This window comes from Eikenella sp. (assembly GCF_057315495.1).
Map to the genome: position 1 here is coordinate 1 of NZ_DBHKXY010000018.1, position 14,627 is coordinate 14,627.

The window sequence follows — 14,627 nt, forward strand, 5'->3', positions numbered from 1 at the left end:
GGGCGAATTGGTGAAAGGCATGGGCGTAACGCTCAAAAACTTCTTCGCCCGCAAAAACACGATTTACTTCCCCGAAGAAAAAACGCCGCAATCCGTGCGCTTTCGCGGCCTGCACGCCCAACGCCGCTATCCGAACGGCGAAGAACGCTGCATCGCCTGCAAACTGTGCGAGGCCGTCTGCCCCGCCATGGCGATCAACATTGAAAGCGAAGAGCGCGAAGACGGTACCCGCCGCACCACCCGCTACGACATCGATTTAACCAAGTGCATCTTCTGCGGCTTCTGCGAAGAAGCCTGCCCGACCGATGCGATTGTGGAAACCCACATCTTCGAATACCACGGCGAGAAAAAAGGCGATTTGCACTTCACCAAACCGATGCTCCTAGCCATCGGCGACCAATACGAAGCGGAAATCGCCAAACGCAAAGCGGCCGATGCGCCGTACCGCTAAAGAACGGAACGCCCGCAGAGTTTTCAGGTAGCCTGAAACGATTGTATGAAATACGAGCAAAACCTGAATATGAAACATGAACAAGATTTCAAAACTGTTGCTGTTTTTATTGATGCCGATAACGTCCCTGCTAAAAAAATAGATTTCATCATTAATGAGCTTGCCAATTATGGCGCGGTCATGGTTCGAAAAATCTATGGTAACTGGAAGAGCGATAGGCTTAAAGGTTGGGAAGAGGTTCTGCTAGATTATGCACTTGCCCCCGTTCAGCAATTTGATTACACCAAAGGCAAAAACGCAACGGATGTGGCCTTAACAATTGACGTAATGGATATGCTGTATTCGGGCAAAATAGACGTATTTTGCATAGTCTCGTCCGATAGCGATTTCACCCCCCTTGCTATGCGCGTGAAAACTGAGGGCAAACAGGTTATTGGATTTGGTCGGCACAGTACATCAAAAGCATTGGTTGCTGCGTGTAATAAATTCCTATTTTTAGATGACAAGCAACACGTAATCACTGATTTGAATGTTAATGTTGCTTCCAGCCGCCGCAATGGAAACCAGCTTAAAATGGACACAGCATTGATGAATTTATTGAGGAATGCTGTTGCAGATTGCTGTGATGAAAACGGTTGGGCAAGCCTGAATCGTGTAGGGCAAGTGGTTAGTAACCAATCATCGTTTGACAGCAAAAATTATGATTATGCCAAACTGGGTGATTTAATCCGTGCAATTGATATTTTTGAGACACAATTAGCAGAAAATCGTTCGCAGCTCTTAGTCAGGAATAAACGGCAAAAGCAGCCCATATAAATGTTTTTGGGTAGCCTGAAAAAAGTTGGCCGTACTAGGAAATTTTAAAAAATCAAACCAGGAAAGTACAAAAGTATGAACTTTCAACTTATTCTGTTTTACCTGTTGGCCGCCATCATCCTGTTCGGCGCGCTGAAAACCGTAACCGTGAAAAACCCGGTGCATGCCGCGTTGTATCTGGTGCTCACTTTCTGTATGAGCGCGATGATGTGGATGCTGATGCAGGCCGAATTCCTCGGCATCACGCTGGTGGTGGTGTATGTGGGCGCGGTGATGGTGCTGTTCCTGTTCGTGGTGATGATGCTCAACATCGACGTGGAGGAAATGCGCAAAGGCTTCTGGCGCAACGCGCCGGTGGCCGCCGTGGTCGGCGTGCTGATGGCTGTGGCCCTGATTATGATTTTGGTTGCGCCTGCCACCGATTTGGCCGCCTTCGGCCAGATGAACGACGTGCCGGCCGACCACAGCAACGTGCGCGAGCTGGGCACGCAGATTTACACCACCTACCTGCTGCCTTTCGAGCTGGCAGCCGTGCTGCTGGTGCTGGGTATGGTGGCAGCCATCGCGCTGGTACACCGCAAAACCTTCAAGCCGAAATACATCAATCCGGCCGACCAGGTTAAAGTGGACGCGAGAAAAGGCCGCCTGCGCATGGTGAAGATGGAAGCCGTGGTGCAGAGGCCGTCTGAAAGCGAAGAAAACAATGGCGAAGCCGCCGAATCCGACGCCGCCGAAGGGGAGGGCAAAGCATGATTACGATTACGCATTATCTGGTGTTGTCCGCCCTGTTGTTCGGCATCAGCGCGATGGGCATTTTCATGAACCGCAAAAACGTGCTGATTTTGCTGATGTCGATCGAACTGATGCTGTTGGCGGTGAACTTCAACTTTATCGCCTTCTCGCGCTACCTCGGCGACAGCGCGGGGCAGATTTTCGTCTTCTTCGTGCTCACCGTGGCCGCGGCCGAATCCGCCATCGGCCTGGCGATTATGGTTTTGGTATACCGCAACCGCAACACGATCAACGTAACGGATTTGGACAGCCTCAAAGGCTAGGGCTACCTGAAAACAGGCCATCTGAAAGTTTCAGGTAGCCTCAAAAGGAAGCCGGAGAGGCTACCTGAAAACGAGCCGCACAAAATTGAAAGATTTATCCGTAAGGATGGCAACAACATGACTGACATGACTTTATACCTCATCATCGCCCTCACGCCCTTGGCGGGCTGTTTGCTGGCCGGGCTGTTCGGCAACACCATCGGCCGCCGGGGCGCGCACACGGTTACCATACTCGGCGTGGCCGTATCCGCCGTGCTGTCGGCCTATGTGCTGTGCGGGTTTATCGACGGCAGCCGTGCCAAGTTTGATGAAAACGTCTATACCTGGCTGACCATGAACGGGCTGGATTTCTCGGTTGGCTTCCTGGTGGACAGCCTTACCGCGCTGATGATGGTGGTGGTTACTTCTGTGTCGCTCATGGTGCACATCTACACCATCGGCTATATGGCGGACGAAGAAGTCGGCTACCAACGCTTCTTTAGCTATATTTCTTTGTTTACCTTCAGCATGTTGATGCTGATTATGTCCAACAACTTCATCCAGCTTTTCTTCGGCTGGGAAGCGGTCGGTTTGGTGTCCTACCTCCTAATCGGCTTCTATTTCAAACGCGACAGCGCGATTTTCGCCAACCTGAAAGCCTTCTTGGTGAACCGCGTGGGCGACTTCGGCTTCGTGCTCGGCATCGGCTTGGTGCTGGCCTATTTCGGTGGCAGCCTGCGCTATGCCGACGTGTTCGCCTACCTGCCCAATGTGGTCGGCAGCACCCTGTTCGGCTGTGATTTGATTACCATCACCTGCCTGTTGCTGTTTGTCGGTGCGATGGGTAAATCCGCCCAATTCCCGCTGCATGTGTGGCTGCCCGATTCCATGGAAGGCCCGACCCCGATTTCCGCGCTGATTCACGCCGCCACGATGGTAACCGCCGGCCTGTTTATGGTGTCGCGCATGTCGCCGATGTATGAGCTCTCCACTACTGCGCTGAGCGTGATTATGGTGATTGGTGCAATTACCGCGCTGTTTATGGGCTTCCTCGGCACGATTCAAAACGACATCAAACGCGTGGTGGCCTATTCTACTCTGTCGCAGCTCGGTTATATGACCGTGGCTTTGGGCGTGTCCGCCTATTCCGTGGCCATGTTCCATGTGATGACCCACGCCTTCTTCAAAGCCCTGCTGTTCTTGGCGGCGGGCAGCGTGATTATCGGTATGCACCACGACCAGGATATGCGCAATATGGGCGGTCTGCGCAAATACATGCCGATTACCTGGTTCACCATGCTGCTGGGCAACCTCGCCCTCATCGGCACGCCGCTGTTCTCCGGTTTCTATTCCAAAGATTCGATTATCGAAGCGGTTCACGCCAGCAACCTGCCCGGCAGCGGTTTCGCCTATTTCGCCGTGCTGGCCAGCGTGTTCGTTACCGCGTTTTACGCCTTCCGCCAATACTTTATCGTCTTCCACGGTAAAGAACGCTGGCGCGAAGCCAAGCATGACCATGACGACGACCACGGCCACCACCACGGCTTGAAACCGTCCGACAACCCGCACGAAAGCCCATGGGTGGTTACCCTGCCGCTGATTTTGCTGGCGATTCCGTCCGTGATTATCGGCTACATCGCCATCGAGCCGATGCTGTACGGCGATTTCTTCAAAGACGTGATTTATGTCAATCACGAGCTGCATCCGGTGATGCACATCATGAAGGAAGAATTCCACGGTGCAATGGCCATGGTGTCGCACAGCCTGTACACGCCCGTGCTGTATCTGGCCGTCGGCGGCGTATTGGCCGCGTGGTTCCTGTATGTGAAAGCGCCGCAGCTGCCCGCCAAAATCGCGCAGACCTTCCGCCCGGTGTATGTGTTGTTTGAAAACAAATACTACCTCGACAACATCTACTTCGCCGTGTTTGCCAAAGGCACGCGTGCGTTGGGCAACTTCTTCTGGAAAGCCGTCGATACCGCAATCATCGACAACGGCCTGGTAAATGGTGCGGCCAAACTGGTCGGCGCGGTGGCAGGGCAGGTGCGCCGCCTGCAAACCGGCTTCATCTACACCTACGCCGCCGCCATGGTTTCCGGCGTGCTGGTGCTGATTGTGGTGTTCTTCTGGCAGCTTTGGTTCAGATAAAGGCTACCTGAAAAAATGGATGCCGATATTTTGCCTGATACACTAGCCGAAGTGCGGCAGGAGATTGACGCGCTGGACAGCCAACTTATCGGTTTGCTGGCGCAGCGGCAGCAGTTGGTTGCACAGGCAGGCCGTCTGAAACCCAAGCACGACGCACAGGCCGTGGCTGCGCCCGAAAGGGTGGCGCAGGTGTTGAAGGCACGGCGCGAACAGGCAGCGGCGGCAGGCTTATCGCCCGATGTGGCGGAAGCCGTGTGGCGGGCTATGATTGCCGCCTTTATCCGTTTCGAGCAGGAAGTAAACCATTCGGGCGGGACAGCTAATTAAGGCTACCTGAAAACTAAAAGGCCGTCTGAAAACACTACACAGAGGAAAAAATGAGCGCAACCGACATCATCCGCGCCGCCGAATTCACCGCCGAGAGGGCATGGGGCGCGCGCAGCATCGCCAATCTAAACGGCACCACCGTGCGCCTGCATTGGACGGACCGGCCCTACAAATGGCATGTGAACGACGGCGAGGAAGTGTTTGCCGTGATGGACGGCGAAGTCGATATGCATTACCGCGAAAACGGCGAAGAGCGCATAGCACGGCTGCAAAGCGGCGACATCTTCTATGCCGGCATCGGCGCGGAACACGTCGCCCACCCGCGCGGCGAAGCGCGGATTTTAGTGATTGAGAAAGAGGGCAGCGTTTAGGCTGTTTGAGGCCGTCTGAAAAGCGGCAAACGCAGAAAAACGACGATTTATTTATTCAAACCACAGGTTACAACTATGTTTTCTAACCATCTTCTCAGCTTGGCAATTTGGCTGCCGATAGCCGCCGGATTATTGGTGCTGGCTACCGGCTGCGACCGCTGTGCCCCCTTGGCGCGGATACTGGCTTTTGTCGGCGCGCTGGCCGGTTTTCTGGTTACCGTGCCGCTGTTTACCCAGTTCGACCGCTTGAGCGGCGGCTTCCAGTTTGCCGAGCTTTATGCGTGGATTCCCGCGCTCAACATCAACTATTCGTTGGGCGTGGACGGCATTTCCGTGCTGTTTGTTATCCTCAACGCCTTTATCACGTTGATGGTGGTGCTTGCGGGCTGGGAAGTGATTCAGAAAAAGGTGGCGCAATACATGGCGGCCTTCCTGATTATGTCCGGCCTGATCAACGGCGCGTTTGCCGCCCGCGATGCCATGCTGTTCTATATCTTCTTCGAAGGCATGCTGATTCCGCTGTATCTGATTATCGGCGTGTGGGGCGGGCCGCGCCGCGTGTATGCCTCGGTGAAACTCTTCCTCTACACGCTGATGGGTTCGTTGCTGATGTTGGTGGCCTTGGTGTATTTGTCGCTGCAAACCGGCGGCAGCTTCGCGATTGAAGATTTCCAAAACATCAAACAAATTCCGCTGTTTACCCAACAGATTCTATTTGCCGCCTTCTTCCTGTCGTTTGCGGTGAAAGTGCCGATGTTCCCGGTGCACACCTGGCTGCCCGATGCGCACGTGGAAGCACCCACCGGCGGTTCGATGGTGCTGGCGGCGATTACGCTGAAACTCGGCGCATACGGCTTTTTGCGCTTCATCCTGCCCATCCTGCCTGATGCATCGCGCTATTTCGCCCCCGCCATCATCGTGTTCAGCCTGATTGCGGTGATCTATATCGGCATGGTGGCTTTGGTACAGACCGATATGAAAAAACTGGTGGCCTATTCCTCCATCAGCCACATGGGTTTCGTTACCCTGGGCATGTTCCTGTTCACCAATCAGGTGCAGTTGCAGCCGTGGGCGTTGAAAGGTGCGATTATGCAGATGATTTCGCACGGCTTCGTTTCCGCCGCCATGTTTTTCTGCATCGGCGTGATGTACGACCGCCTGCACAGCCGCAATATTGCCGACTACGGTGGCGTGGTTACCGTGATGCCGAAATTTGCCGCCTTCATGATGCTGTTTGCCATGGCCAACGCCGGCCTGCCCGCCACTTCCGGCTTCGTGGGCGAATTTATGGTGATTATGGGCGCAGTGAACTACAACCTGTTTGTGGGTGCGCTGGCCGCGCTGACGCTGATTTTGGGCGCGGCCTACACGTTGTGGATGTACAAACGCGTGATTTTCGGCGCGGTGAATAACCCGCATGTGGCCGAAATGAAAGACATCAACCGTCGCGAATTCGCCATTTTGGCGATCCTCGCCGCCGCCGTGCTGGGCATGGGCCTGTGGCCGGAGCCGTTTATTGCCGTGGTGCATCAAGCGGCCAACGATTTGATCGCGCATGTGGCGCAAAGCAAGATTTGAGGTGTGTGAATGAACTGGACTGATTTGAACTTAATCCCCGCCATGCCCGAAATCGTGTTGCTCACGGCATTGTGCGCGGTGTTGCTGGTGGATTTGTGGCTGCCGGATGAGAAACGCGGCATCACTGCCGGCTTGGCTATCTTGGGCGTGCTGGCCGCTGCGGTGTTTCAGGTAGCCTTATGGCCGGGAGAGCCGGTGGAAACCTTCAATGCCATGTTTGTGTTGGACGGTATGTCTTATGCGGCCAAGCTCGCGGTTTATGCCGTGGTGCTGGTGTTGTTCGTGGTGTCGAGAGGCTACCTGAAAGCGCGTCAGATTTATAAAGGCGAATTCTATTCGCTCACTATGTTTGCGCTGCTGGGCATGTGCGTGATGGTGAGCGCCAACCATTTCCTCACCCTGTATATCGGTTTGGAGCTCCTATCGTTGTCGCTGTATGCGCTGATTGCACTGCGTCGCGAGGATACCCGCGCCAGCGAGGCGGCCTTGAAGTATTTTGTGCTCGGTGCGTTGGCTTCCGGTCTGCTGCTGTATGGCATTTCCATGATTTATGGTGCTACAGGTTCGCTGCTCTTGCCGGAAGTGCTGATGGCAGGGTTGGGGCAGTCGGCCAATCCGTGGTTGCTGAAGCTGGGCTTGGTGTTTGTGGTGGTGGCGGTGGCGTTCAAGCTGGGCGCAGTGCCGTTCCATATGTGGGTGCCGGATGTGTATCACGGCTCCAGCACTGCCGTTACCGCGCTGGTGGGCACGGCGCCGAAAATTGCAGCTGCAGTGTTTGCCTTCCGTATTCTGGTGACCGGCCTGGGCGCCCTGCACACCGATTGGGTACCGATGCTGAATATGTTGGCACTGGCTTCGCTCTTGGTGGGCAACTTGGCTGCCGTGATGCAGACCAATATCAAACGTATGTTGGCCTATTCTACGGTATCGCATATGGGCTTCGTGCTGCTGGCGTTTATGGGCGGCCTTGAAGGCTTCAGCGCCGCACTGTATTACGCGCTCACTTATGCTCTGATGGCGCTCACCGGCTTCGGCGTGCTGATGTTGCTTTCGCGTGAAGGGCGTGATTGCGAGGAAATCGCCGATTTAGCCGGCCTGAACCAGCGCCACTCCTGGTATGCTTTCCTGATGCTGCTGGTGATGTTCAGCATGGCCGGCATTCCGCCGCTGGCCGGCTTCTATGCCAAATTCAGCGTGCTGAAAGCATTGGTGGGGCAAGGCTTTGTGTGGTCGGCAGTGTTTGCGGTGGTGATGTCGCTGATTGGCGCGTTCTACTACCTGCGCGTGGTGAAAGTGATGTATATGGACGAATCCGCCGAGCCGGCACAAGCTCCAGTTATGTGTGTAGGGGGTAGGGTGTTGCTTTCCGCTTGCGCCTTGGCCTTGCTCCTGTTCGGCCTGATGCCGAGCCTGCTGATGGATTGGTGCGTATATGCGCTGGGAAAAACCTTCTAAACCAATATTGGGCGGAGCAGAGCGATGACTGCGGCTATGTATCTGCTGTTGCTGGTGGCCTTAGTGTGTGCCAACCTGCCGTTTGTTACGGTGCGCTGGTTTGGCCTCAAAAGGCTACCTGAAAAACGCTTTGCCCACCATTTGCCGGAACTGCTGGTCGGTTTTTCCTTTGTGGCCTTGCTGGCCTATATGTTGGAGGCACAGGCCGGTAGCGTGCACCGCCAGCATTGGCAGTTTTATGTGGCGGTGGTGTGCCTTTATTTAGTGTTCGCCTTTCCCGGCTTTGTGCTGCGCTATTTTTGGCACGGCCGTAACAGAGAATAGGGCTGCCCGCCTCATGCAATAAGGCTACCTGAAAGAAATCTCTCGCTTTGGCAGGGTTTCAGGTAGCCTTAAATCATGCCACATCATTTTGTTTTAATTCTGCCTTCTCATCCTGAGGCGCACTGCGTATAATGCCGCCTCCGCAAACCATCAGCCCCGCAATTACGGGACACCTGAAAGAAGAACCAAACCATGAAAAAAGTCTATATCCGCACCTTCGGCTGCCAAATGAACGAATACGACAGCGACAAAATGCTCGCTGTCCTTGCCGAAGAACATGGCGGCATCGAGCAGGTTGCCGAGCCGGACAACGCCGACATCATCCTGTTCAACACTTGTTCCGTGCGCGAAAAAGCGCAGGAAAAAGTGTTTTCCGATCTTGGCCGCATCAAACCCATCAAACAGAAAAATCCAAACGTAATCATTGGTGTGGCGGGCTGCGTCGCCTCTCAGGAAGGTGCAGCAATTATCGAGCGTGCGCCTTATGTGGACGTGGTGTTCGGCCCGCAAACGCTGCACCGCCTGCCCAAAATGATTGTGGACAAGGAAACGACCGGCTTGTCGCAAGTCGATATTTCCTTCCCCGAAATCGAGAAATTCGACCACCTGCCGCCCGCCCGCGTGGAAGGCGGCAGCGCGTTCATCTCCATCATGGAAGGTTGCTCCAAATATTGCAGCTTCTGCGTGGTGCCTTATACGCGCGGCGAAGAATTCTCCCGCCCGCTGAACGACGTGCTGACCGAAATCGCCAATTTGGCGCAGCAAGGTGTGAAAGAAATCAACCTGTTGGGGCAGAATGTGAACGCCTATCGCGGCGAAATGGACAACGGCGAAATCTGCGACTTTGCCACTCTGCTGCGCATCGTCCACGAAATCCCCGGCATCGAGCGGATGCGCTTCACCACCAGCCACCCGCGCGAGTTTTCCGATGCCATCATCGAATGCTACCGCGACCTGCCCAAGCTGGTGTCGCACCTGCACTTGCCGATTCAAAGCGGTTCCGACCGCGTGTTGAGCGCGATGAAACGCGGCTACACCGCGCTGGAGTACAAATCCATCATCCGCAAACTGCGCGCCATCCGCCCTGATTTGTGCCTGAGCAGCGACTTCATCGTCGGCTTCCCCGGCGAAACCGAGCGCGAGTTCGAGCAAACGCTGAAGCTGGTGAAAGACATCGCCTTCGATTTGAGCTTCGTCTTCATTTACAGCCCGCGCCCTGGCACTCCTGCAGCCAACCTGCCGGATGATACGCCGCACGAAGAAAAAGTACGCCGTTTGGAAGCGCTGAACGAAGTCATCGAAGCGGAAACAGCGAGCATCAACCAAACCATGCTCGGCACGGTGCAGCGCTGCCTGGTGGAAGGTGTGTCCAAAAAAGACCCCGACCAGTTGCAGGCGCGCACGGCGAACAACCGCGTGGTGAACTTTACCGGCGACGTGTCGCTCATTAATCAAATGGTAGAGATCAAAATCACCGAAGCCTTCACCTTCTCGTTACGCGGCGAGCTGGTGGAATAAGGCAAAGGGCTACCTGAAAATTTACTAGGAAGGATAAGCATGAAGAAAATCGCGATAACCGCGCTATTGGGTTTGTTGCTTGCCCCTGCTTATGCCGAAAATCAGCAGGGTTTTGACCAGGATGAAATCTATCAGCAGGTTCAGCTAACGAGCGAATATATTGAAAACGAGCTGAGCAATATCGTGCTGGCGAATTTGGCCGTGATGTCGCCCGAACAAGAGCGGCGGCTGAATACGAGTAAACAGGCAGAAAATGTGTTTAATCAGAGAGCTCGGCGCCAGCTTATGCAAACCTGGCCTGACTATATGAATCGCTGTTATGCCGGCAATGCGGCTAGATTGTGTGCCTATCGCGATATGTATTTCCATCAAATATTTGAATTTGTTATGAAACAAGCTGGCGATCGGCAGCGGATTGTGCCGCTCAATGCGCAAACCCGCGCCTGGATACGGCAGAACCCCCAATTGTCGGAGCAGGCTTCGGCTGAAATAGCTGCGATAGTTCATGAGGCGGGTTTGTAAAGCAGTGCGCTTCGGTATTTTCTTGCCACGGATTCGAGGTGCATGTTTTCAGGTAGCCTGTCAGCATTTTAGGCGTACAATCGTGCTTTTCGGGTATGCAGAAAGGAACAACATGATGAAATTCAAAACCACCCTGTTGGCCGGTATCTTGGTGTTGGCTTGCGGCAGCAGTGCGGCAAAAACCATCGAAGTCAGCCAAGGGTACGGCCTCGATTTCCGCACTCAAAACTACACCCGCCAAAGCACCGTAGTAAACGGCCAAACCGTAGCCTATCGTGCCTATGAAAATATCGTGTATGTGGCTAATCCGGCCGACAGTGCTCATCAAACCATCAATATCTACATCCCCGAAGCCTATTTCAACGGCGGCAGCATCAACGGCTACACCGCGCAAACCGCGCCCATCTTCCTGCCCAACCAAATCGGCGGCTATATGCCAGCCAAAGCCGGTGTGCCGGGGAAGGGTGGTTTCGGCCCAAGCAAAGAGGGGCAGGTTGACGCCATGCAGGCTGCTTTGGCCAGAGGTTATGTGGTGGCCTCGCCCGGCGCGCGCGGCCGTACCGCCGCCACCGGCAAAGCGCCTGCCGCGATTGTTGATTTGAAAGCAGCCGTGCGTTACCTGCGTTTCAACGATGCGGTGATGGCAGGTGATGCCGAAAAAATCATCTCCAACGGCACCAGCGCGGGCGGTGCTTTATCTGTGTTGCTCGGTGCCAGCGGCAATCAGGCCGACTACGAGCCCTATCTGCAACAGCTTGGTGCCGCTCCGGCCAAAGACCATATTTTCGCCGTTTCCGCCTATTGCCCGATTTCCATTTTAGATCATGCTGATGCTGCCTATGAATGGCAGTTTAACGGCGTGAATGACTACCAAAAAATGGATATTTCCATGATCGATTACCATGTTGAACGCAAATTGGTAAACGGTACGCTCACCAACGGGCAAATCCAAATTTCAGGTAGCCTTAAAGCCCAATTCCCAGCCTATGTGAACAGTCTGCACCTGCGTGATTCGCAAGGCCGGGCACTGCGGTTAGACGCGCAGGGCAACGGCAGCTTCAAAAACTATGTTGTCTCCTTCCTGCGCCGCTCGGCCCAAAGCCAGCTGGATGCAGGCAAAGACTTGAGCAGCCGCAACTGGCTCACTATCCGCAACGGCAAAGTGAGCGCCGTGGACTTTGCCGCCTATGCCAGCACCACCGGCCGCCAGAAAACCCCGCCAGCTTTCGATGCGTTGGATTTGAGCAGCGGCGAAAACCAACTGTTCGGCACCGCCACCACCGACAAACAGCACTTCACCGACTTCTCCTACCAACACCGTGCCAATGCGCAAGCCACCCTGGCCGACCCGCAGACGGTGAAGCTGATGAACCCGATGCATTACATTAGCCGCCACACCGCGCCACAGCATTGGCGCATCCGCGTTGGCACTGCCGATAGCGATACCTCGCTGGCCATAGCTGCTATCCTCACCGCCAAGCTGCAAAACAGTGGCAAACGGGTGGACTTCGCCCTGCCGTGGGACGTACCGCACAGCGGCGATTACGACTTAGACGAACTGTTTGATTGGATGGATAAAACCGTACGCCGGCCGCGCGGCTAACCACTGAGGCTACCTGAAAAATGTTCGGCGCATGTTTTCAGGTAGCCTTTATAATGCGTCAAACACAAAGCAAAAGAGACATAGGCTCGCTGAAAATTAAACCGGAGCCAGATCCAGTCAGAAACCCTTATACCAACCCTTTTCCCAACCACACTTGAAACATCATGCAATCCTTTCTAGACCGTTATTTCAAACTTTCCGAAAACAAAACCACCATCCGCACTGAGCTGATGGCGGGGCTCACCACCTTCCTCACCATGTGCTATATCGTCGTGGTGAATCCGCACACCCTGTCGCAGGCGGGGATGGATTTTGGTGCGGTGTTCGTGGCTACCTGTATTTCCGCCGCCATCGGCTGCCTGATTATGGGCGCGCTGGCCAATTATCCGATTGCGCTGGCGCCCGGCATGGGGCTGAACGCCTATTTCACCTTCAGCGTGGTTAAAGGCATGGGCGTGCCGTGGCAGGTGGCGCTGGCGGCGGTATTTGTGTCCGGTATCATATTTATTTTGTTCAGCTTTTTGAAAGTGCGCGAAATGCTGGTGAACGCGCTGCCGATGAGCCTGAAAATGGCGATTGCCGCCGGCATCGGCCTGTTTTTGGCGCTGATTGCGCTCAAAGGCTCGGGCGTGGTGGTGGGCAATGAGGCCACGCTGGTGCACATGGGCGAATTCCGCTTGCCGGTGGAGGGGCAGCCGGGCGTGTATACGCCGAATTGGCCGATGCTCTTGGCGCTGCTGGGCTTTTTCATCATCGTGGTGCTGGATTATTTCCGCGTGCGCGGCGCCATCATCATCGGTATTTTGGGCGTTACCCTGCTGGCGGTGCCGCTGGGGCTGACCCGCTTCGAGCGTGTGGTGTCGGCCATTCCCAGCGTGGCGCCCACCTTTATGCAAATGGATTTCAACCATCTGTTTTCAGGTAGCCTGGTTGCAGTGATTTTCGTATTTTTCCTGGTGGATTTGTTCGATAGCACTGGCACGCTGGTGGGCGTGGCGCACCGTGCCGGCCTGTTGGAAAACGGCAAGTTGCCGCGCTTGAAAAAAGCCCTGTTTGCGGATTCCGTGGCCATTGTGGCTGGTGCAGTGTTGGGCACTTCCTCTACCACGCCCTATGTGGAAAGCGCCTCCGGCGTGGCTGCGGGCGGCCGCACCGGGCTTACTGCCGTTACCGTGGGCGTGCTGATGCTCGCCTGCCTGTGGTTTTCACCGCTGGCCGAAGCTGTGCCTGCCTTTGCCACTGCGCCTGCGCTGTTGTATATCGGCATCCACATGATGCGTTCGGCCACCGAAATCGACTGGCACGACATGACTGAAGCGGCGCCTGCCTTCCTTACCATGGTGTTTATGCCGTTTTCCTATTCGATTGCCGACGGCATCGCCATGGGTTTCATCAGCTATGCCTTGGTGAAACTGTGTTGTGGCCGATCCCGCGACGTACCGCCCATGGTGTGGGGCGTGGCCGTATTGTGGGCATTGAAATTCTGGTTCTTAGGCGCATAAGGCGCGGTTGACTAGCAGAGAGCAAAGGCTACCTGAAAGTTTTCAGGTAGCCTTTTGGTATGTGTGGCAGAAATGAGAATATGGTGATGCTTCAATAGGAATAGTTCAGATATTTGAAAAACGCAGCAAAATTCTGCGGAACATGGTTTGGCGGCAGCTTGTTGCGTCAGCTGCTATCCATGGCAGTGTAAAGGTGGAATATGGTTATACATGGTTGCCAAATTAAATCAGCATAAATATTCCCTAATTCTTTGCTAATTATAGATAAGTATAGTACGATTAATTTGAATGATTTTAATAAGGCGGGGCTGAGCATGGAGTTTCTGCACGCAATCAACCAATCCTTGTTTTTGTTTATTAATGCCGATCATGATGATCATCCGAGCGGCATAGTGATTGCTTTGTTGATAGCAGAGTATTTAACCGCCATCACGCTGGTTGCGGTGGCGGTTTACTTGGTTTGGAAACATCGGTATCGGCGTGTTATCTGCTTGAATGTGCTGTGCAGCCTGCTGTTGGGCATGACGGCAACTTATCTTATCCGCAAGGGCTGGCATGTGCCGCGGCCGTTTGATATGCAGCTGGGTACCAATTTCTTGGCACACAGCGTCACTTCGTCTTTTCCAAGCAAACACATGACTTCGCTCACTGCCCCGCTGATGAGTATGTGCCTGTTTGCTCCAACGCGGCTGGTGGGCGTGGCCGGCTTGGTTGTGGCAATGAGCGTGGCATGGTCGCGGGTGTATCGGGCGTGCATTGGCCGCTGGATATGGCCGGGGCGCTGCTGGTGGGTTTGCTGGCGGCTTTAACCGTAAAGTATGGCTTACGCCCGTTGTGGATGCGCTGGCTTGATACGGCCGATGGCCAGTTTGCCATTCAGGATAAACAGGCTACCTGAAAACGTTGTGCCAAGAGAAAGAGGCTACCTGAAAGTTTTAGCTCGATTGGAGCTATGCTTTCAGGTAGCCTGTTTTTATT

Annotated in this window: 15 protein-coding genes; all 15 read left to right on the forward strand. The window is 54.6% G+C overall.

The genetic code is table 11. The annotated features are described in order from the left end of the window. A partial coding sequence (gene nuoI / locus ACO6EE_RS02600; RefSeq protein WP_485959015.1) for an NADH-quinone oxidoreductase subunit NuoI occupies window positions 1–451 on the forward strand: 451 nt, incomplete at its 5' end. A gap of 45 nt (window positions 452–496) precedes the next feature. Beyond that, window positions 497–1,267, forward strand: a complete 771-nt coding sequence (locus tag ACO6EE_RS02605; RefSeq protein ID WP_485959017.1) for an NYN domain-containing protein — start codon at window positions 497–499, stop codon at window positions 1,265–1,267. A 75-nt stretch (window positions 1,268–1,342) separates the two neighbouring features. Next, a complete protein-coding gene (locus tag ACO6EE_RS02610; protein ID WP_485959019.1) occupies window positions 1,343–2,020 on the forward strand; it encodes an NADH-quinone oxidoreductase subunit J in 678 nt (225 codons plus the stop codon). Then, entirely contained in the window at window positions 2,017–2,322 is a 306-nt protein-coding gene (gene nuoK, locus ACO6EE_RS02615) for an NADH-quinone oxidoreductase subunit NuoK (RefSeq protein WP_003773732.1), read from the forward strand. Before ACO6EE_RS02610 ends, nuoK begins: the two co-directional genes overlap by 4 nt. A gap of 117 nt (window positions 2,323–2,439) precedes the next feature. Continuing rightward, window positions 2,440–4,449 carry an NADH-quinone oxidoreductase subunit L gene (gene nuoL, locus ACO6EE_RS02620; RefSeq protein WP_485959021.1) on the forward strand — a complete coding sequence of 670 codons (2,010 nt, stop codon included), beginning with the start codon at window positions 2,440–2,442 and terminating at the stop codon, window positions 4,447–4,449. Window positions 4,450–4,464: 15 nt separating this feature from the next. Continuing rightward, window positions 4,465–4,776 (forward strand): chorismate mutase, encoded by a 312-nt coding sequence (locus ACO6EE_RS02625; RefSeq protein WP_485959022.1) that lies wholly within the window; start codon window positions 4,465–4,467, stop codon window positions 4,774–4,776. A 50-nt stretch (window positions 4,777–4,826) separates the two neighbouring features. Continuing rightward, window positions 4,827–5,147 (forward strand): cupin domain-containing protein, encoded by a 321-nt coding sequence (locus ACO6EE_RS02630; RefSeq protein ID WP_070542456.1) that lies wholly within the window; start codon window positions 4,827–4,829, stop codon window positions 5,145–5,147. Window positions 5,148–5,222: 75 nt separating this feature from the next. Next, window positions 5,223–6,725: an NADH-quinone oxidoreductase subunit M gene (locus ACO6EE_RS02635; protein WP_485959024.1), complete on the forward strand. Its 1,503-nt coding sequence runs from the start codon at window positions 5,223–5,225 to the stop codon at window positions 6,723–6,725. A gap of 9 nt (window positions 6,726–6,734) precedes the next feature. Beyond that, complete coding sequence (gene nuoN / locus ACO6EE_RS02640; protein WP_485959025.1) at window positions 6,735–8,180, forward strand: NADH-quinone oxidoreductase subunit NuoN; 1,446 nt, start codon at window positions 6,735–6,737, stop codon at window positions 8,178–8,180. 24 nt (window positions 8,181–8,204) lie between these two features. Further along, window positions 8,205–8,504 carry a DUF2818 family protein gene (locus ACO6EE_RS02645; RefSeq protein ID WP_485959026.1) on the forward strand — a complete coding sequence of 100 codons (300 nt, stop codon included), beginning with the start codon at window positions 8,205–8,207 and terminating at the stop codon, window positions 8,502–8,504. A gap of 192 nt (window positions 8,505–8,696) precedes the next feature. Next, the gene (gene miaB, locus ACO6EE_RS02650) at window positions 8,697–10,022 is read left to right on the forward strand and encodes a tRNA (N6-isopentenyl adenosine(37)-C2)-methylthiotransferase MiaB (protein WP_485959027.1); all 1,326 of its coding nucleotides are present in this window, start codon (window positions 8,697–8,699) and stop codon (window positions 10,020–10,022) included. Window positions 10,023–10,061: 39 nt separating this feature from the next. Beyond that, window positions 10,062–10,544 (forward strand): hypothetical protein, encoded by a 483-nt coding sequence (locus ACO6EE_RS02655; protein ID WP_485959029.1) that lies wholly within the window; start codon window positions 10,062–10,064, stop codon window positions 10,542–10,544. A gap of 112 nt (window positions 10,545–10,656) precedes the next feature. Further along, a complete protein-coding gene (locus tag ACO6EE_RS02660; RefSeq protein WP_485959030.1) occupies window positions 10,657–12,147 on the forward strand; it encodes a subtype B tannase in 1,491 nt (496 codons plus the stop codon). A gap of 164 nt (window positions 12,148–12,311) precedes the next feature. Continuing rightward, complete coding sequence (locus tag ACO6EE_RS02665) at window positions 12,312–13,649, forward strand: NCS2 family permease (RefSeq protein ID WP_485959032.1); 1,338 nt, start codon at window positions 12,312–12,314, stop codon at window positions 13,647–13,649. A gap of 314 nt (window positions 13,650–13,963) precedes the next feature. Further along, window positions 13,964–14,458, forward strand: a complete 495-nt coding sequence (locus ACO6EE_RS02670; protein WP_485959033.1) for a phosphatase PAP2 family protein — start codon at window positions 13,964–13,966, stop codon at window positions 14,456–14,458. Window positions 14,459–14,627: the final 169 nt, after the last annotated feature.

Coding starts and splice junctions, on each gene's coding strand:
- ACO6EE_RS02605 (WP_485959017.1), top strand. CDS start 497: ATGAAATACGAGCAAAACCTGAATATGAAACATGAACAAGATTTCAAA.
- ACO6EE_RS02610 (WP_485959019.1), top strand. CDS start 1,343: ATGAACTTTCAACTTATTCTGTTTTACCTGTTGGCCGCCATCATCCTG.
- nuoK (WP_003773732.1), top strand. CDS start 2,017: ATGATTACGATTACGCATTATCTGGTGTTGTCCGCCCTGTTGTTCGGC.
- nuoL (WP_485959021.1), top strand. CDS start 2,440: ATGACTGACATGACTTTATACCTCATCATCGCCCTCACGCCCTTGGCG.
- ACO6EE_RS02625 (WP_485959022.1), top strand. CDS start 4,465: ATGGATGCCGATATTTTGCCTGATACACTAGCCGAAGTGCGGCAGGAG.
- ACO6EE_RS02630 (WP_070542456.1), top strand. CDS start 4,827: ATGAGCGCAACCGACATCATCCGCGCCGCCGAATTCACCGCCGAGAGG.
- ACO6EE_RS02635 (WP_485959024.1), top strand. CDS start 5,223: ATGTTTTCTAACCATCTTCTCAGCTTGGCAATTTGGCTGCCGATAGCC.
- nuoN (WP_485959025.1), top strand. CDS start 6,735: ATGAACTGGACTGATTTGAACTTAATCCCCGCCATGCCCGAAATCGTG.
- ACO6EE_RS02645 (WP_485959026.1), top strand. CDS start 8,205: ATGACTGCGGCTATGTATCTGCTGTTGCTGGTGGCCTTAGTGTGTGCC.
- miaB (WP_485959027.1), top strand. CDS start 8,697: ATGAAAAAAGTCTATATCCGCACCTTCGGCTGCCAAATGAACGAATAC.
- ACO6EE_RS02655 (WP_485959029.1), top strand. CDS start 10,062: ATGAAGAAAATCGCGATAACCGCGCTATTGGGTTTGTTGCTTGCCCCT.
- ACO6EE_RS02660 (WP_485959030.1), top strand. CDS start 10,657: ATGATGAAATTCAAAACCACCCTGTTGGCCGGTATCTTGGTGTTGGCT.
- ACO6EE_RS02665 (WP_485959032.1), top strand. CDS start 12,312: ATGCAATCCTTTCTAGACCGTTATTTCAAACTTTCCGAAAACAAAACC.
- ACO6EE_RS02670 (WP_485959033.1), top strand. CDS start 13,964: ATGGAGTTTCTGCACGCAATCAACCAATCCTTGTTTTTGTTTATTAAT.